The 18,633-nt window shown below is 45.2% G+C and carries 20 protein-coding genes; 11 read left to right on the top strand and 9 right to left on the bottom strand.

The window, feature by feature from the left end; translation table 11 throughout:
* Positions 1-148: 148 nt before the first annotated feature.
* From gatB to AC20MK_RS00565, 4 genes are all read right to left on the bottom strand, one after another.
* Positions 149-1,570: an Asp-tRNA(Asn)/Glu-tRNA(Gln) amidotransferase subunit GatB gene (gene gatB / locus AC20MK_RS00580; protein WP_487356085.1), complete on the bottom strand. Its 1,422-nt coding sequence runs from the start codon at positions 1,568-1,570 to the stop codon at positions 149-151.
* On the bottom strand, positions 1,571-2,998 hold the full coding sequence (gatA, locus tag AC20MK_RS00575) for an Asp-tRNA(Asn)/Glu-tRNA(Gln) amidotransferase subunit GatA (RefSeq protein WP_487356084.1): 1,428 nt from the start codon (positions 2,996-2,998) through the stop codon (positions 1,571-1,573). It abuts the gene before it with no gap.
* 8 nt (positions 2,999-3,006) lie between these two features.
* Entirely contained in the window at positions 3,007-3,288 is a 282-nt protein-coding gene (gene gatC / locus AC20MK_RS00570; RefSeq protein ID WP_487356083.1) for an Asp-tRNA(Asn)/Glu-tRNA(Gln) amidotransferase subunit GatC, read from the bottom strand.
* 256 nt (positions 3,289-3,544) lie between these two features.
* Positions 3,545-3,820, bottom strand: coding sequence for a pyridoxamine 5'-phosphate oxidase family protein (locus tag AC20MK_RS00565; protein WP_487356082.1), 276 nt, complete (start codon positions 3,818-3,820; stop codon positions 3,545-3,547).
* A 127-nt stretch (positions 3,821-3,947) separates the two neighbouring features.
* Between AC20MK_RS00565 and AC20MK_RS00560 the strand changes: the two genes are divergently transcribed.
* The gene (locus AC20MK_RS00560) at positions 3,948-4,709 is read left to right on the top strand and encodes a winged helix-turn-helix domain-containing protein (protein ID WP_487356081.1); all 762 of its coding nucleotides are present in this window, start codon (positions 3,948-3,950) and stop codon (positions 4,707-4,709) included.
* A 750-nt stretch (positions 4,710-5,459) separates the two neighbouring features.
* Here the strand turns inward: AC20MK_RS00560 and AC20MK_RS00555 are convergent.
* Positions 5,460-5,627 (bottom strand): hypothetical protein, encoded by a 168-nt coding sequence (locus AC20MK_RS00555; RefSeq protein WP_487356080.1) that lies wholly within the window; start codon positions 5,625-5,627, stop codon positions 5,460-5,462.
* A gap of 219 nt (positions 5,628-5,846) precedes the next feature.
* Positions 5,847-6,692 (bottom strand): DMT family transporter, encoded by an 846-nt coding sequence (locus tag AC20MK_RS00550; RefSeq protein ID WP_487356079.1) that lies wholly within the window; start codon positions 6,690-6,692, stop codon positions 5,847-5,849.
* A 214-nt stretch (positions 6,693-6,906) separates the two neighbouring features.
* Here AC20MK_RS00550 and hcp point away from each other — a divergent pair, with 214 nt between their 5' ends.
* The 7 genes from hcp (at position 6,907) to AC20MK_RS00515 (ending at position 12,955) form a co-directional block, all read left to right on the top strand.
* Positions 6,907-8,595, top strand: a complete 1,689-nt coding sequence (gene hcp / locus AC20MK_RS00545) for a hydroxylamine reductase (protein ID WP_487356078.1) — start codon at positions 6,907-6,909, stop codon at positions 8,593-8,595.
* Between the two features lie 153 nt (positions 8,596-8,748).
* A complete protein-coding gene (locus AC20MK_RS00540; RefSeq protein ID WP_487356077.1) occupies positions 8,749-9,045 on the top strand; it encodes a hypothetical protein in 297 nt (98 codons plus the stop codon).
* Positions 9,046-9,137: 92 nt separating this feature from the next.
* A complete protein-coding gene (locus AC20MK_RS00535; protein WP_487356076.1) occupies positions 9,138-10,121 on the top strand; it encodes a radical SAM protein in 984 nt (327 codons plus the stop codon).
* 13 nt (positions 10,122-10,134) lie between these two features.
* Complete coding sequence (locus AC20MK_RS00530) at positions 10,135-10,464, top strand: hypothetical protein (RefSeq protein WP_487356075.1); 330 nt, start codon at positions 10,135-10,137, stop codon at positions 10,462-10,464.
* 48 nt (positions 10,465-10,512) lie between these two features.
* Entirely contained in the window at positions 10,513-10,722 is a 210-nt protein-coding gene (locus AC20MK_RS00525; RefSeq protein ID WP_487356074.1) for a hypothetical protein, read from the top strand.
* Between the two features lie 387 nt (positions 10,723-11,109).
* On the top strand, positions 11,110-11,505 hold the full coding sequence (gene trxA, locus AC20MK_RS00520) for a thioredoxin (protein WP_487356073.1): 396 nt from the start codon (positions 11,110-11,112) through the stop codon (positions 11,503-11,505).
* Positions 11,506-11,518: 13 nt separating this feature from the next.
* Complete coding sequence (locus AC20MK_RS00515) at positions 11,519-12,955, top strand: methanogenesis marker 14 protein (protein ID WP_487356072.1); 1,437 nt, start codon at positions 11,519-11,521, stop codon at positions 12,953-12,955.
* Positions 12,956-13,002: 47 nt separating this feature from the next.
* Here the strand turns inward: AC20MK_RS00515 and AC20MK_RS00510 are convergent, their stop codons facing one another.
* Complete coding sequence (locus AC20MK_RS00510; protein WP_487356071.1) at positions 13,003-13,677, bottom strand: DUF166 domain-containing protein; 675 nt, start codon at positions 13,675-13,677, stop codon at positions 13,003-13,005.
* Between the two features lie 251 nt (positions 13,678-13,928).
* Here AC20MK_RS00510 and tmk point away from each other — a divergent pair, with 251 nt between their 5' ends.
* Complete coding sequence (gene tmk, locus AC20MK_RS00505; RefSeq protein ID WP_487356070.1) at positions 13,929-14,534, top strand: dTMP kinase; 606 nt, start codon at positions 13,929-13,931, stop codon at positions 14,532-14,534.
* Here tmk and AC20MK_RS00500 read toward each other — a convergent pair.
* Entirely contained in the window at positions 14,531-14,722 is a 192-nt protein-coding gene (locus tag AC20MK_RS00500; RefSeq protein WP_157196784.1) for a hypothetical protein, read from the bottom strand. The genes tmk and AC20MK_RS00500 overlap by 4 nt on opposite strands.
* Before the next feature lie 109 nt (positions 14,723-14,831).
* Positions 14,832-15,539 (bottom strand): HisA/HisF-related TIM barrel protein, encoded by a 708-nt coding sequence (locus AC20MK_RS00495; protein WP_487356069.1) that lies wholly within the window; start codon positions 15,537-15,539, stop codon positions 14,832-14,834.
* 45 nt (positions 15,540-15,584) lie between these two features.
* On the opposite strand from AC20MK_RS00495, the gene AC20MK_RS00490 reads away from it, so the two are divergent.
* Positions 15,585-16,277: a (5-formylfuran-3-yl)methyl phosphate synthase gene (locus AC20MK_RS00490; protein ID WP_487356068.1), complete on the top strand. Its 693-nt coding sequence runs from the start codon at positions 15,585-15,587 to the stop codon at positions 16,275-16,277.
* A 139-nt stretch (positions 16,278-16,416) separates the two neighbouring features.
* Complete coding sequence (locus AC20MK_RS00485; RefSeq protein ID WP_487356067.1) at positions 16,417-18,624, top strand: CDC48 family AAA ATPase; 2,208 nt, start codon at positions 16,417-16,419, stop codon at positions 18,622-18,624.
* Positions 18,625-18,633: the final 9 nt, after the last annotated feature.

The raw sequence follows: 18,633 nt of genomic DNA, 5'->3' as shown, positions 1-18,633 counted from the left end.
AAGTCTGACTCCATCATATTAATACTTACTCTAAATTTACAGAAGGTACAAATATATTTTACATTGTTATTAACTGCTGAGGTAAAATAATTAAGTTTTATCAAAAAAAAGAAAGAGACGGGAAAGAAAAAGAGAAGACCATCAGGTCTTACTCTTTGAGTGCCTCAACAAGTAACTCGCGTGCCTGACGTGCATCTGCACGCCCTTTCGTCTTTTTCATTACCTGCCCAACAAGGAAATTGAGGGACTTTTCCGCCCCACCAAGATAATCCTGAACAGCAGCTTCGTTCTCAGCGATAGTTTCAGAAACGGCATCTGTTACGACATCACCTTTCACCTTAAGGAGACCTTTGTCAGTAACGACCTCTAGGGGAGTGCCGCCATTATCAAGAATGGTCCTGATGACATCAACTGCGCTCTGCTCTGTGACCTTATCCTCCACCACGAGCTTGATGATCTCAATGATATCGTCAGTTGTGAACGAATCGACACTCAGATCTCTGTAATTCAGCTCACCCTTAAGCACATCGGCAACCCAGGTACCTGCCACACGAGGATCAACAGCCGCTGCAACCACCTCATAGAAATCCGCCACACGAATATCAGATGTCAGTGCTTTTGCGTGCATCTCGGAAATATCGTACTCTGAGATCAGCCGGGCACGTTTCGCATCAGGCAGTTCAGGCAGCTCCTCACGAATAGCAGGAGCCCAGTCAGAGACCCTCATGGGAACGAGATCAGGTTCAGGGAAATAGCGATAATCATGTTCGCCTTCCTTGGTCCTCATGGAGATGGTAACTCCCCTTGCCTCATCGAAGTGACGGGTTTCCATAACGACCTCGCCACCCCTTCTCAAAAGGTTCTTCTGGCGCATGATCTCGTAGAGGATAGCACGTTCTGCACCCTTGTGGGAGGAGATGTTCTTGACCTCTGCCCTCTGGCCACCCATGACAGAAACATTGGCATCCACCCTCATGGAACCTTCACGGTCGCCATTGAACACATCAAGGTAATCAAGGATATTCCTCAGCTTATCGAGGTATCTGCGTGCTTCTTTCGGACTTCTCATATCCGGCTCTGAAACGATCTCTATAAGAGCCATTCCTGAACGATTATAATCAATGAGGGTTCCCTTTGATTTATCAATACTACCTATATGCACGAGCTTTCCAGGATCTTCTTCCATGTGTGCGCGTGTGATCCTCACCACATGCTCCCCATCCTCACCCTCGATAACGACCTTGCCGTTCCCGACGATAGGGAAATCATACTGGGTGGTCTGGAAGCCCTTTGGAAGGTCAGGATAGTAGTAGTTCTTCCTGTGGAACTGTGTCTGCTCCACAACCTCGCAGTTTAGGGCCATCCCTATCTTAATGGCAGATTCAACTGCCTTTTTGTTGATAACAGGCAGTGCCCCTGGAAGTCCCATACAGATAGGACAGACATGTGTGTTCGGTTCAGCATCATGATATTGAGTGGAACAGCCACAGAACATCTTGGTATTAAGATTGTTCAACTGAACGTGCACCTCAAGCCCTACCATTACGCCATCAGGATTTTCATATACCATTTAAGCCACCTCCCCTGGTCGTGCTTTATTATGATCGGTGTTCTTCTCGAACGAATATGCAGCACGGATAAGGGTCGCCTCATCAAAATGATTTCCTATGATCTGCAAACCTACAGGCAGACCATCAGATAAACCACATGGAACCGAGATACATGGAACTCCCGCAAGGTTCATCGGAACAGTGTTCACATCGGTCAGGTATTGGGACAATGGGTCCTCAACCTTCTCACCTATCTTGAACGCAGGCAATGGCATAGTAGGGGCCATAAGGACATCGAACTTTGCGAATGCCCTTTCAAAGTCCTGCTTTACAAGGGTTCTCACTTGCAGTGCCTTAAGGTAATACCTGTCCTGATACCCTGCAGACAACGCATAAGTACCAAGAAGGATCCTGCGCTGCACTTCTTTGCCAAAGTTCTCTGCGCGTGTCCTTGATGCCATGACATGCCAGTTCTCGCCCTCGTTCCTCGGACCGTAGCGAGTACCATCGAAACGTGCAAGATTGGATGAAGCTTCGCTCATGGCTATGGTATAGTAAGCTGCAAGGGCATACTTCGTGTTCGGCATGGAGACCTTCTCCCAGGAAGCGCCCATTTCCTCGAACTTGTTGATCGCATCCCACACAGCCTTCTCAGTGCCGCTGTCAACGCCTTCGCCGAAATACTCATCCGGCACACCGATCTTAAGACCCTTCACATCATCGACCAGTGCAGCCCGATGATCGATCTTTTTGTCAATGGAAGTGCTGTCACGAGCATCATACCCGCCTATCACATCCATAACGACTGCGATATCCTCCACACAGGTCGCCATTGGACCTATCTGTTCGAGGGAATTCGCATATGAGATAAGACCGTAACGTGAAACTGCACCATAGGTCGGTTTAAGGCCCACAACGCCACAGAACGCAGCCGGACATCTCACAGAACCGCCTGTATCGGAACCAAGGGAGATAGGAGCTTCACCTGCTGCAACCACTGCGGCACTGCCACCGGAAGAACCTCCAGGAACCCTCTCAGTGTCCCACGGATTAAGAGTGACACCATAGCAGCTTGACTCGGTGGATGTACCCATGGCGAACTCATCCATGTTCGTCTTGCCTATGATGACCGCACCAGCTTCTTTCAATCTCTCGATAACATGTGCATCATAGGGAGGTACATAACCTTCCAGTATCTTCGAACTGCACGTTGTTGCAAGCCCTTTTGTAGAAATGTTATCCTTGATAGCAATAGGAACCCCGGCAAGAGGACCAGCGACTTCACCTTTGTCTACCATCTTTGCAGTATCCAGTGCACCATCAGAGGTACAAGTGTATCCATTGATACTGCTCTTTTCGATGATCTCAAGGTATGAAGCGGTCACATCTTCTGCGGAGGTCGCAGCAATTTTCTCTTTAACATCAGAAATGCTTAACCATTTAGTCATTCTCCACCTCAAATGATCCTCGGCGCTTTGATATAGCCGTCCTTCTCTTCAGCAGTGTTCGTCAGCACATCTTTCTGGTCAAGTGACGGGGTGACAACATCCTCCCTGAATACGTTCATGATATCTGCCACATGGTATGTAGGCTCAACACCTTCAGTGTCCACTTCGTCAAGCTGACCAAAATAATCCAATACAGAACTTAACTTCACAGCGTAGTCTTCTGCCTCAGCATCATCTATCGCGATGCGGGCAAGCCATCCTACGTGTTCTACCTCGTCTTTTGTGATCATAAGGAATTCCTCAGATAATTGGAATAATAAAACATAGTGTGTTCTAATATGACTGATAGAAATCAAGTACTTAATATTAATATGTTGGGTCTGGTGAGTTGGTTAATATAGTAAATTGTAAAAGGACCATATCATCAGATGTCAGAAGGATATCAATAAGATCGACCGAAAAAAGAGGAGACTCCACGAAGAATCACTTGACATTTAAGGAAATGACAAGATCCTTTGTGGAGACAGAGATGAGAAATAACTGGATTTAAAGCAATTTACCCCCTGCATTCGGGCCCGGAGAGCAGTTATAAACATCTGTCACATTCATGACAAGAAGACTTTTTACCGGAGCCTGTGCCATTTTAGAGTGGACGATCTCCTGTATCTTTTCAAATTCGTGACCACTTGTCTTTAACTCGACATCGCCTTTGATCTGGAAAGAACTTTTCGTTCCAGGCACCCAGAGATAGATGGAAACCTTTGGATTCTCCAGGACATTTGAGAGTGTCTTTTTCATGAAATTATCTGTGAGTGTTACCATTTTGATCACCACAGATACTTAATACATGCATGTAAATATAGTAAAATGTTATAAAAGTGTACAAGAATGTATCCTGACACATATTCCTAACCAGAAAAGAATTAATTCCCCAGGAGATCATGGCATTATGAGCAAACAAAAAGTGACACAAGAAGATATTTCCTTGTTGCATGAGGAGATCACCGGACTTCGCTCGGAACTTAATAGATTCAGGAGTGAAGTTGCCGGAAGTCAGACCAATTCATTGTTCAATGAGTTCAGGAACCAGTGCGCTGTAGAAATACTCAACGGATCTTTGGAGAATGCCTATGAGATCATCGGGAACGAAGAGAAGGACTGTCCGATGCGTACAAAATGTATACCGGTTTTAGTTAATTTTTTCGAGGATCTGGTGGACCATACCAGAAAAGGACAGGTAACTGATGAAAATATCGAAAAGATGCGTAGAAACTTTGATAAAGTGAAGGATTTGGCACCATTCGATCACTGTCCCAACTGTATTCAACGAGCTGAAGGATATTTCGACCAGCAGGTAGGGATGTTACAGACAATAGGAGTCTACCGAAATGAGAGTACCATGCATTTGCAGGTTCAGGACCTCCATGAAGAACAGGTATCCAGCTTGATAGGGGACCCGTTAAGCAGCGCAGTACGCATCCAGATATTGAAAGCATTGTACGACGAAGGAAGATCGTTCACCGAACTTTCAAAGATCACAAAACTTCGGGGAGGAAACCTTCTCTTCCACCTGGAAAAACTGCAGAACAGAGGAATGATCCGACAGCGTGGCGAACGAGGTGAATACCAGATAAGTGTGCAGGGGTATGAGATACTCAATTCCATAGCTGAACTTGTGGGAAAAATAGGTGTGAATTGTAGCAAAATATGATCATGCAGTCATCTACAAGAGAGGATCTGGAGTCAGGGCAGATATCACAGATAGAAAAAGAAAAAGGAAGAGAATTGGACCATAATGCCCTATTTTCAACAGAGATCCATCACTGACCAGACAAATTTCTCCTTTTGAGCTACTTTTTTGATATAGGTCAAATGTTGCATCTTTTAAAAATCGAGTTCATGAAATGCAATTGATATTATGTGATTTGAATATTCGAATTGATTCCTATGATGAGTATGCTCACGAAATCATTGGCTCGATAATATATAAGTAGTAGTATTACTGATTTTTAATTAGGAATGGAAAAAAGGTGGTACTTATTATGAAAAGATCGAACTTCAGACTGGAACTTGTGGATTCCATATGGGGAACCATTAAACTCTCCTTTGTGGAAGTTGAGGATGAGTCCGAAAAGCCTCCTTAACACAGCCTCACCTTAGGCAAAACCATAACAAAAGCATGGTTGTATTGTGAAATAAGGGAGAAATAAAAAATATCCATTCAGGAAATTTCCCGAACGGATGGTTTCACAGGATGAGTTGTAACAATGTATGGATCACAGCGTATCCTGCTTCTTATCTATTCTAAAAAGACTACTGTGATCTATTTTACCATCTGCACTTACATTTATGGAAAACGCCAACGCAGAATCACTATTCTCGACCGGCTGTAAATATAGCAAGGTCATATCTTCCATGTGATCACCATCTTTTCAAAACTCCTCATTTTATAATACCCCCATTAATTGGACCTATTGTAGCCGTGTCCGGAATAAATGCGATACAATCGATTTCTTTTAATGCTTCCATCCTCTTTCACCACAGAAGAAAAGACAACCGCAGGATCACTTCCCTTTTGTGGACTATACAGCAAGACATTGTTCAAAAGATTTTCACATTTCTCAACCATATTATTACCCTCCAAATACTGAATTTCATCCTCACCACTTCTAAAAGTGGTACAGGAAGACCTAAAAGGCAGGGAATGTACAGACTTACGCTTTGTAGGTTTCAACATACCCCCAAACTAACCTTAAAACTAAGTTAGCTATCTCAGTATATATAGTATTGTAAATGGATAACTTGTGTTATCTGAAAAGCTAACAATTTGTGCAATATATTCAGACACTTACAAAGAAATAAAGACGATAGCCAACAGAGCCAGGACCACACCCATCCATTGCTTCAGGGCAAGTCTTTCCTTCAAGAATATCCATGCAAGAAAAACAGTGCTTCCGGGATAAAGGGATGCAATGACCGTGGCGATATCGACCCTTCCGACCTGAGAGGCAAGTGCGAAGAAGAGATTGCCTCCGGCATCGAATATTCCTGCAAGGATGATCAGCGGAAGGGCTCCACGAGTGGGCATTCCCTGTGACTTAGTGAGAATTGAGATCAGCAATATAGTTATGACCGAAGATAACTTGGCAACCGTAAGAGGCCAGAATACAGCATCCTCACTGAACATATCAACCGAAATAAAGAAGATGCCAAACCCTACCCCTGCCAACAGAGGTAGCACGATGTCCTGTCTTCTTATATCACAATTATCATCGCTGCTGCCTATCAGCCACATTGCCACAAGGGCCACCATGAAACCCGCCATCTGATAGTTCGAAGGCAATCCTTCCGTAGCAGCACCATATATCACCGGCAAAGCCACAGTAATGATAGCAGAGACAGGAGCGACCACTCCCATCTTCCCCTGCGAAAGGGCACGGTACAAAAAAACAAGACCAAGGCTTCCTGCCACACCTGCAACAAAGCCCCAGAAGATACCACCACCCTGTGGGAACTGTTCTGAGAAAACGATGGCCAGTATTGGAAGCAGTATCAGACCTACAGCCTGCATTAGAATTACAACAGAGTACTCACTGGTACGCTTTGAGGCAAAACCGCCTCCGAAATCAGCCGCACCCCATGCTGCAGCTGAAGCAAGACCTAAGAGAATGACAAGGAACTCAGCGGGGATCATTTTAGTAACTCCTGATAAAGCATCGGGCCTTTCCGGCTAAATTCCCTCAGTTCTATAAATAGATTCTCACAAGGAAAAAACAAGGAATCGATGCCAGGACATTGTTCACTGATAGCAGGTATCGAACAGGAAACTGGCCCTATATATAGCAGTATCATTAATGTAGTTAATATCCTAATGATACTTAACTGATGCAGCAAAAGGAGAGAAAAAAATGTATTGCTATCAATGTGAAGAAACCATAAACGGACAATCCTGTACCAAAGCCGGAGCATGTGGAAAGACAGCGGATGTCGCAGACCTTCAGGACCAACTTACATATATCCTCAAGGGGATCGCATACTATAATCAGAAAGCAAGGCAGAATGGGATAAAAGACAAAAATGTCGATAGATTCCTCATGAAAGCACTGTTCTCAACTGTCACCAACACCAATTTCAGTTCAAGTGACTTCAATAAGTTCATCAAGGAAGGCATCTCACTGAGGGAGAGCATCAAAAATAACCTCACAACAAGGAACATCGACCTTGGAGAAACAAAGGACCTGTCCTTCGGGGAAAAGGTAAAAGCAACTCTTGGAGTAAGCCATCCGGAAACAAGGTTCAACATCCCGGAAGCTGCGATCATCAATACTGAGACATTGAGGACAGCAAGCGTAGGAGTTCTTAACACCCAGAACGAAGACATCAGGTCCCTCAGGGAACTACTGGTCTACGGTCTGAAAGGACTGGCTGCATACGCACACCACGCAGAGGTCCTTGGATACACCGAAGAAGCACTTTCCGAATTCACCGAAAAGGCCCTTGCATCAACCCTTGATGACAGCCTGGGTGTTGACGACCTCGTAGGACTTGTCCTCGAATGTGGAAAATATGGTGTCAATGTCATGGCACTTCTTGACAAGGCGAACACATCCACCTATGGCAATCCGGAACCAACGGAAGTTTTCCTCGGCACAAGGAACAATCCGGGAATCCTCATCAGTGGACATGACCTCAAGGACATGGAGCAGTTGCTCAAACAAACCGACGGGACTGGAGTCGATGTTTACACCCACGGGGAGATGCTTCCTGCAAACTACTATCCCGCATTCAAGAAATATGACCACTTTGTCGGAAACTACGGTGGTTCATGGTGGAACCAGAAGAGCGAGTTCGAAACGTTCAATGGTCCCATACTCATGACGACCAACTGTCTCGTCCCTCCAAAGGACAGTTACAAGAACAGAGTATACACCACAAGCGTAGTCGGTTTCGATGGGGTCAAACACATCGATGCTAAAGAGGATGGCACAAAGGACTTCTCAGCCATAGTAGAACAGGCAGTCGCATGCAAAGCTCCTGAACAACTTGAAGACGGCACCATAGTCGGAGGATTTGCACACGCTGCTGCCCTCTCTGTGGCAGATAAGATCGTCGAAGCTGTAAAGGGCGGAAAGATCACACGCTTTATCGTCATGGCAGGCTGTGACGGCAGGCATAAGGAAAGGGACTACTACACCAAATTTGCAGAGGCCCTTCCAGAAAGTGCGGTCATCCTTACAGCAGGCTGTGCAAAATACCGTTACAATAAACTGGACCTTGGAGACATCGATGGCATCCCAAGGGTTCTGGACGCAGGACAGTGTAATGACTCATACTCCCTTGTGGTCATTGCACAGAAGCTCGCCGAAGCTTTCGGTCTTGAGGACATAAACGACCTGCCGGTATCATACAACATCGCATGGTACGAACAAAAAGCAGTACTTGTATTGCTTGCACTACTGCACCTCGGTGTCAAGAACATAACCCTTGGACCGACACTGCCAGCATTTGTATCTTCGAATGTACTCAACGTCCTCGTTGAGAACTTTAACATCGCACCCAACACAACAGTTGAAGAGGATCTGAAGAGGCTGCTATAAGCCTTTTCTTCCGTTCCCCCCATTCATCCATCCATTACTCCTTTTTTTATTTTTATATCATATCAAAAAGTTTCACTAATTCTTTTATACTAACATCGACCAATTTGTTAAAATGGGAAAATGTTCAACTTGAACAATTACAACAGAAACTGGATGCTACTACTTCTTATTGCAGCCATACTGTTCATGGTCGTCGGAACTGCAATGGTGCGGTTGGACCAGAACTACTATAATGGTCTGCAATTCCTGGCAACAGCAATAGCTTTCTTTACAACAGCATATCTTATCAAGGCCAGAAAGGTTGATATCGAGAGCGATAAAGATGGTAATCGCACCACATTCATGGCAGGCTTTATCATCACAGTTATTGCCTTGAGCATTAAAGGACTTTTCTGGGCGGTAGGAATTGCCGTATTCATAATAAGTATATATAACATATACAAAAAGTGAAATGATCCAATTGACGATAACTTTCGAAAAACTGATATATCCCGGTGGCAATAGCCAGCGAAGCATAAAAGACAAAAAAATGGCGATCAACGATGAAACCTGAAACAAAAGCTGAACTCCTTGCTATTGGAAGCCTTGACATAGAACCATCCCTTCTGGGTAAGATAACGGTACCTACTGCCGGCCCCGGAGCAGGGAAGACCGCTTTTTTCTTCCGTTCAGGCAACCAGAGGGTCAGGCTGGCTTTGAACAAGGAATCCCCACTCAAGGCAGTTGAAGAAGGAAATGAGATAGTCATATTGAAAGATGGAAAGGAACTTGCAAGAGGGCAGATAGAGGAAGAGCTCATGCACTGCCCTGACCAGGCATATATCAATATGACAGAGAAGTGTATCTACGACTGTAAGTTCTGTCCGGTCCCTAAGCTGAGCGGCAAAGTGAAGACAATTGAAGAGATGACAGAGCTTATAGGGAAAGCAAATGCCAGCGGGAAGATGAAGGCTATTTCGATAACATCCGGTGTGGAAGAATCAGCGGAAAAGGAGCTCGAAAGAGCACTTGAGGTTGTTGATGCGGTGAAGAAGTACAATGTGCCCATAGGTGTCGCCATCTATGCGACCCCGGATTCCAACAAAAGATTGAAAGCTGCCGGTGTGGAAGAGATAAAATATAACGTCGAAACAATGGACAGACCGATCTACAAGGAGGTCTGTGGAGACCAGGACCTTGAACCTATACTGGATGCACTAAGGGAAGCTGTGGAAATGTTCGGCAAGAACAAGGTCTGTGCGAATTTTCTAATCGGTCTTGGGGAAACCGATGAAAGTGTTGAAAGAGGAATACGGGAGCTGGCTGCAATTGGGGTCGTGCCCATATTGAGACCTGCGAGCAAGCATCCATTGCGTGAGGGAGAAGTGTTCATTGAAAGGCCTTCAAAGGAAAGGTTGCTCAAGCTTACAAAGCTGCTTCGTGAGGTACTGGACGAATACGGCCTCCGTGCTGACACTTTCAAGACAATGTGCCTTCCATGTACAGGCTGTGATCTGAATCCACACAGTGACCTCGTAGAAGAATAACTTAAAGGATGTCATGACACCTGAGCAAGATGATGCCATATTCGAGGCATCCATAGAAATGACCGAGAAGGACCTTGAATTTGTAAAAACTCCAATGTCAATGGAAAGCATTGTTAGCACATTCAAAAAGTATGACCTTCGATACATCGTCATTTTTTCGGATAACATGTTCTATGTTGCACAACAGGACCTGCAGCCTTATCACCCCATGTATGTGGATGACTCATATCCCGAGGACATTGAGCTGATATTCGACCTCATGACCGTTGAGAGAATACGAAAAATAGAATATATCAACGGAGTGCTCAAGAGGAGTCCCATAGAAGAACATCCTGATGCTTGAGTACACGATAAGATATAATACCAATCAGTTACAAACATGAGGAACAACATGATAGAAAAATTATATAAGAGGCCTACCACATACGTCATTATACTCGGATTGATCATAACAGTGTACCTTTTCATTGCCTTATTGAATTTTGCGGATGAAGGTAACCTTGTAATGGTACTATTGACAAGTGTTTCCATAGGGGTTGTAGCATTCTTTATCACAAGGACCTTGAGCCACCAGAAACAGATCGATATTTACAAAAAATGAACATTTTTTCTTGATCAGGTGGACAAAAGCCTTACACATAATATTCTTACAGTTTGGCTCGAGGTTCACAGCTTTCTTTTATTTTGAGACTGCCTTTTTTGCCGCACACATCATCTTGAAGAAAGTGTCCTTTATACTTGCTATTTTATCACAATACGCTTTCACTTATTCACCCTTCTGGTATCTTGCCCAGCACCTTTGAAAGAAACTAAATGTATGACAATTCGCGGTTGTGTGCATTTTATGGAAAACCATCCAAAACTTTAAATGTTTTAGTAACATTAATCTATACCAACACAAGAACACATTATCTAATGTGATCACTTTAGTACCAATACTATCATAAAATTGAAATGAGGTCCTCACAAAAAGATACAGGTGAGCATTATGGATGATTTAGAGAAGATCAGACAACAACGATTGGAAGAGATCAAAAAGGGCCTTGAGGCTAAAGCGTTCCCGGATGCACCCATACATGTTACGGATGCAGATTTCAATGAGTTCATATCAAAGTACCCCATCACTGTCATCGACTGCTGGGCAGAATGGTGTGGACCCTGCAGAAAACTTATTCCCATTATTGATGCCCTTGCAAGAGAATATCAGGGAAAGATCGTTTTCGGGAAATTGAACACCGATGAGAACCAGACGATCTCAAGGAATTTTAATATAACAGCCATCCCAACACTTTTGGTCTTTAAAAACGGAAAAGCTGCTACCCAGATAGTAGGAGCACTCCAGAAAGAACAACTCGTTGAACGCCTTAACAAATTAATACAGTGACCGGAAGGAAACTATGTCCCACAAACCAAGAATTGCAGAAAATCCCGGTGTCCGACTCCTTGACCTCAAATCAAGCTCAAAACCATTTTTCATAGTTGCTTCTGTGGAAGTTGGTAACACCACTACGAAGTGTATACTCACAGCTACCAATATGGATGAAGGTAAGACATATCTTGTCAGCAAAACAGTGAAGATGACAAGGGATGTCAGGCCACCAAAGGAAGGAGAGACCATTTTTGGCAGAACTCTCAATGGAATAGAGCTTACACGCGAATCGGTATCAGAACTTGTCAAGAACACATTGACAGAGGCAGTTAAAAAGGCAAACCTTGACATAAAGACCGATATCAATTTCGTTGTTCGTTCAACCGGGGTTGTTGCCGGGTTCGATACTCCCGATGAAGTAGGAGAGTTCATAAAAGCGCTTGCTGATGGCTGTCTTCTGGCAGGAGTACCTCCTAAGAACATGACCCCACCAATGGGAATTGATAACATACCCGACAAATTCCGAAAACACAGCAAACTTGACAAAGTGTTCTTTGACGGTGCTGTTGCCAGTGTACTACCACCAACAGGAGCCACCGGAGTGGAGATCGTTGCAAACGAAATGGAGGGGGAACTTGCGACCGCAGGGATCAAGGAAGGTGCCAAATGGGTGGATGTGGATTTCCGTAACCCCTGCATGTCAATGGACTTTGGTACTACCCTGGATGGCAGGATAATCAGCCCCGATGAACCCTATGCAAAGACCATTGGTAATTTCTGTGGATTTGCAGGTGCCATCCCGGATGCCATGATAAAAGGCACCGGCGCAGTAGATAAAAAGGTTGGGACCGCCCTTGATGTTTTCAAGGACGTACATGCAGATAAGCTCACATTGCTTCTGAAAGGCAAAAATATACATGAATACGCAAAGAAAGCCCTTGAGTACATCATAATCGAAAAGGTTCCTGAAAATAGGAACCGTTACGGAAGTGTACCGGTAAACCCTAAAGCTGCAAAAGAGATCGATGTAGTGCTTATTGGCTGTGACGTGGGAGTGAACGGTTCAGACTTCGATAAATTATCAGAGATCGGCGGCGAGATATACGATAAATTCGGTCTGAAAGTGCTTTTTGCTGTCATTGATGAGGTAATGGCACAGGTGATCTACCGACTTGTCAGCGTTGCAAAGGAAGAAGGACTCGTTTTCCCGGAAACCACAATAGGTATCACCGGAAGAGCCGGCATCAGTGGCGACAAAGCAAAGCTTACACTGAAATACCTTGATAAGCTCGGCCTTCACGAGAAGATAGAGGAGAACGTTGTGTTCGTTGATGACGGCCTTGCAAGAGGGGCAGCGGTCATGGCAAGGTGTATGAACTCCCTTGGAACCACATTCAATCCACTCGGAGGACATCGCGGCGGAAGATGTATTCTCGGAAACAGGATCAAGCTTCAGAACAAATAATAAAAACGGCAGACATGCAAATGTCTGCAGGTAATATTTTTATTATTTTATAGGTCCGTATCGACCAGTTTCTTGATTGATTCTTCTATTGCTTTTTTGTGAAGCTCGGATGATTCATGGATTCCGCCCATGTTCCCACGAACCGCACGACAGGGGTATTGTGATATCAACAGACCTGCCTTTGCGCCGGCTTCTTCAACAGGCGTACCCACAAGAGCATCTGCCATAAGCCAGGTACTGCCGCAGGGTGCTCCCCGGATGACATTGACCTTCGAGATCTTACCGTCCTTTACCTCGACATCGAGAACAGGGTTTCCAAAAAAGCGAGTAAAGGAGTCCGTACTGGGATCGGTTGCAATGTTACAGCAAATATCATCGACCTCAATGAAGATACCATACTTTGAAGAGATCTCCTCCAGTTCCCGGATCGGTGCCTTTGCCGCACCCCCGGGAACTATCAAAGCACCTACACCTGCCTCACCGGCCATTTTGGCGATCTGTGGTGTGATGTCAGGGTGCAGCGAGTAAGTGATGATGATGTCAGCATCGAAGACCTTCTCGTTAAAATCAAGTTCTGAAAAGAACTCATCGGGCTCATCTATAAGCTCCGGCAGGTGTTCAGGAACCTCTGCTACGATCACTTCCAGATCCGACCTGGACCTAACGGTCTCGATAAGCCGTCTACCGTATTTTCCACGTACTATAACTCCCAGTTTTGTCATGTTCAATACCTTGACAATGTTATTGGATAGCGGTATATTAATATTGTTTGCTTTACAATCAAATAACTGTATAAATATTAAGGTGATCAAATGGATGATATTGACCAGTCAAAGGTATATTTCAGATGTAATGTGTGCGACTTCGTCTTTCAGGCAGATCCTAATTTTTTCCCCATAAAATGCCCGCAGTGTGGAAGTGAAAGCACCTCAAGGACATAAATTTAAAATTGTAAGGATACATGTAAACCCCCATGAAAGGAAAGCTCATAACACTGGAAGGAATAGATGGGTCCGGAAAATCTACCATTACAAGCTTTCTGAACTCCCATCCGAGCTTTGCCAATGCGGTGTTCACAAGAGAGCCCACCACGAGCTGGATAGGGGATGCTGTTTACAAGGCCATCCAGTCGGACACCGATGAACTTGCCGAGCTTATGCTTTTCACTGCAGACCATGCAGACCACATTGAAACCCTGATAAGACCTGCAATCGAAGAAGGAAAGATAGTTGTTTCGGACAGGTATTCGGACAGTCGTTACGCCTATCAGGGCGTTACACTGAAAGAGAGAATGGAAGAGCCCATGGAGTGGATACAGATGATCCACAGAGGCTGGACCATTGTCCCTGATCTCACATTGCTTTTTGACATCGACCCGGCCGTTGCGGTACAGCGATGCGGCAAAAGAGGGGAACAGACAAAGTTCGAGAAGATAGACCTCCTCAAAGGGGTCAGAGAGAACTACCTCAAACTTGCAGAAAAGGAACCTGAAAGGTTCGTTGTCATAGATACGGACAGGGACTTAAAAGAAATAGAGAAAGATGTGTTGCAAGCAATCACATCGATCATTGAAAGTTAAAGATCGTTAGAGTCTGCGAACTTTACAAGAAGTTCACCGAACTCACGGACGTGTTTTGGATTCAGGTTAAAGCGGCTTCTTTTCTGGCCGCTTCTTTCCTTTGCGACCTCTACATACTCATTTTCGTACTTTTCGCTTGTTGCAAGAGATATTGTAAGGTACCAGCCGCCACCCATCTTGATCTCCATATATTCTTCGCTGTCACTTACTTCTGCATTTCCTTCGGTTTCACTTACAACTTTATTTTCTTCTGCCATATTGATCACCCATATTCAATGAAAATTGAACATTTATACATTACCTGACCATCGTCATGGGAATGGAACCATTATGCAATCCGGTTGCAACCAATGCACCTTTGATACCAATAGCTTCCAGTTGCCTAATATCTTCCAAATCCCTTACGCCTCCGCCAAGGAGAACATCGTGGTCAGAAACATCTGCTATAAGACTTAAAAATTGTGCATCGAATCCTGCTGAGGTTCCCACCATATCCATGTCAAGGAATATTATGTCATTTATCTCCAGACCGTTCAGCACCTTTACGATCTCAAAGGGATCTTTCGGCATCAAAGGGTCAGATGAGAGGATATTGCCGTCCTTCTTGTCAATGCTCACATTGATCTGCGAAGGGTATGCAGCAGCTATCTTGGTGATGGAATCCAAAGATGCGGTCTCTGTGCCCAGTACAAGATGCTCTGCAAGCTCTGAAACCTCGGCAACATCTTCAAAGGAACTTATCCCGGGATCCAGCATCGTTTCGGAAAGCTCTGAAACTCCCCTTATCACATCAAAGTTCATGTTTGGCTCACCCTGCCCCTGAAGTCGGTTAAGGTCTGCGATATAGACCTCGGCAGGACGCAGTTCCCGAACGATACCAACCGGGTCCGATGTTGTGCAGACATTACTGATCTCGTGTACCGGACGATATTTTTGCCGGTCCCCTCCCTGCGCATGGACAGCATTACGGTTATATACATCAAATACAAAGACGGTTCGAAACATATTAAATTGATAATTTATCTCATCTTATAAAAAAGAGGCTAATACATGAAATTACTCGTAAGTCCGATCAACACTGAAGAAGCGGTAGCTGCACTCAACGGAGGAGCAGACATAATCGATGTAAAGAATCCAAAGGAAGGTTCACTGGGTGCTAACTATCCATGGGTCATCAAGGGAGTAAAGGACGCTGTTGAAGCTAAAAGGCCGATCAGTGCCGCACTGGGAGACTTCAACTACAAGCCAGGTACCGCAGCCCTTGCAGCATACGGAGCTGCTGCTGCAGGTGCAGATTATGTGAAGATAGGCCTTTATGACATCACCACCGCAGAGCAGGCACACGAAATGCTTTCCGGCATAGTTGAATCCGTAAAGGACATGGACGTCACTGTTGTAGCTTGCGGATATTCCGATCACGAGCGCATTAACTCCATCAACCCGAAACTTCTTCCTGAAATTGGTGAGAAAGCAGGCGTTGACCTTGTTATGGTCGATACCGGCCTCAAGGACGGACGATCCACATTCGAGTTCATGAGCGAGGAAGACCTTATCGAATTCGTCAATGATGCACACTCCCGCGGACTTGAGACCGCCATTGCAGGAACCATCAAGTTCGATGACATTCCAGCATTGAAACGTATCCAGCCAACCATCATTGGTGTACGCGGAATAGTCTGTGGCGGAGACCGCAGCACTTCAATTAAACAGGAACTTGTTGAGAAATTGAGAAGTGAGATCTGAAAAGGTCTCTTTCTTTTATTTCCAAAAACACTTTTTTAAAACATTTCTTTTTTATACTAGTACTGTGAATTTTACTCTAGTGGATCTTAGCGCCACTGATTAGATCAATACTACTTTTTAATTGAGCAAGGTGATCAGGATGTCCGAAGATATCACAGTACGTGTTGCAGAAGCAAACCACCGTGATGCAGGAAGAGGGATTGCACGACTTCCAAATGCCCTTATGCAGATTATCGATGCAAGAAGCGGAGATGTCATCGAGATCAAGAACAAGAAAAATACCTACGCAAGGGTATATCCGGCAGGTACGGATGATGAAAAAAAGAGCATTATCCGTATCGACGGGAATCTTCGCAGCAATGCGAGGGTCGGTATCGATGATCAGGTGACTGTAAAAAAGATACTTGAGAAAGAAGCTGAAAAGATAACTCTCGCCCCGACCCAACCTGTTCTGAGCGAAAGGATGTCACGTTCCGTGCACCTTAGTTTAGAAGGAAGACCTCTTGATAAAGGCCAGCGCATTCGTGTGGAGAACATAAATAACCCTCTTATTTTTATGGTAAAGGCCACCAAGCCCCGTGGACCGGTAGTGGTCACACGAACTACCAAGATAGAGATAGTTGAGCCTATTAATGAAGCGGATGCAGGGCAGGAAGTGTCCTATGAGGATATCGGGGGGCTGAAGCGAGAACTCGGCTTGATGCGCGAGATGATCGAGCTACCTCTGCGACATCCTGAACTTTTCGACAAGCTTGGAGTGGACCCTCCCAAAGGGGTTTTGCTCTACGGACCTCCGGGTACAGGAAAGACAATGATAGCCAAGGCCGTGGCAAACGAAAGTGAGGCAAATTTCATACCCATAAGCGGACCGGAGATCATCTCGAAATATTACGGGGAGAGTGAACAGAAGCTTCGCGAGATCTTCGAGGAAGCTGAAAAGGAAGGACCTTCAGTGATCTTCATTGATGAGTTGGATTCCATTGCACCGAAAAGGGATGATGTTGTAGGTGAAGTGGAAAGAAGGGTCGTGGCCCAATTGCTTACGCTGATGGATGGATTGACGAGCAGGGGAAAGGTCATAGTCATTGCTGCAACCAACAGGCCAAATTCCATTGACCAGGCACTGCGCCGCGGAGGGCGTTTTGACAGGGAGATAGAGATAGGTATCCCTGACAGGGGAGGAAGGTTACAGGTATTGTATGTTCACACCCGAGGGATGCCGGTCGAAGAGGAACTTGACCTTGAAGGCATTGCGGATATCACCCATGGTTTTGTCGGAGCTGACCTTGCATCTCTTTGCAAGGAAGCGGCAATGCATGCACTGCGCAGGATGCTCCCGAGGATAAGTATCGAAGAGGAGATCCCACCTGAGATAATGGAAACTCTCGAGGTGACAGAGAGCGATTTCATAGAGGCACACCGCAATATAGAGCCTTCTGCCTTAAGAGAGGTCTTTGTGGAGATACCCCACGTGAAGTGGGAAGATATTGGCGGACTCAATAAAGTGAAACAGGAACTGATAGAAGCAGTTGAATGGCCTCTTAAATACCCCGAGATGTTCACTGCCCTGAACACCACACCACCAAGGGGGATCCTTTTGTTCGGACCCCCTGGTACAGGCAAGACCCTTCTGGCAAAGGCAGTTGCAAATGAAAGTGAGGCGAATTTCATTAGTATCAAAGGACCGGAACTGCTCAGTAAATATGTGGGCGAATCTGAAAAAGCGGTAAGGGAAACTTTCAGAAAGGCAAAACAAGCAGCTCCGACAGTTGTTTTCTTCGATGAGCTTGATTCAATGGTGCCAAAGCGTGGAATGGGGGCCGACCAGCAGGCAACAGAACGCGTTGTCAGTCAGATACTGACCGAAATAGATGGTATTGAGGAACTGAAGGATATAGTCATAGTGGCCGCTACTAACAGACCGGACATGATCGATCCGGCCCTCTTGAGACCGGGCCGTTTTGACAGACTCATCTACGTAACAAGTCCTGATAGAGAGGAGCGTACCAAGATACTTGAGATCCACCTTTCAGGCAAACCTATTGCAGAGGATGTCAGAGTTGAAGAACTTGCTGAACTTACCGAAGGGTATGTGGGAGCGGATATTGAAGCCATCTGCAGAGAAGCTGCAATGATGACACTTCGAGAGGCCATAAGGCAAGGAATGACAAGGGATGAGGTCTATGAAACTGCAAAGAACGTTGTCATTCAAAGATCACACTTCAGCACAGCGATAAGAAGAGTGAGAGCTTCGACATCCCCGGAAGGAATGAAGATATATGACGAAATGGCACGAATGTTCTCGAATTCGGATACAGATGAAAAGGACCTAAGGGAAAAGGCATAAGTCGTTGGC

Source organism: Methanococcoides sp. DA23 (assembly GCF_057593895.1).
The sequence above is the reverse complement of the archived record's forward strand: the minus strand, read 5'-3'. Positions and strand labels throughout refer to the sequence as shown.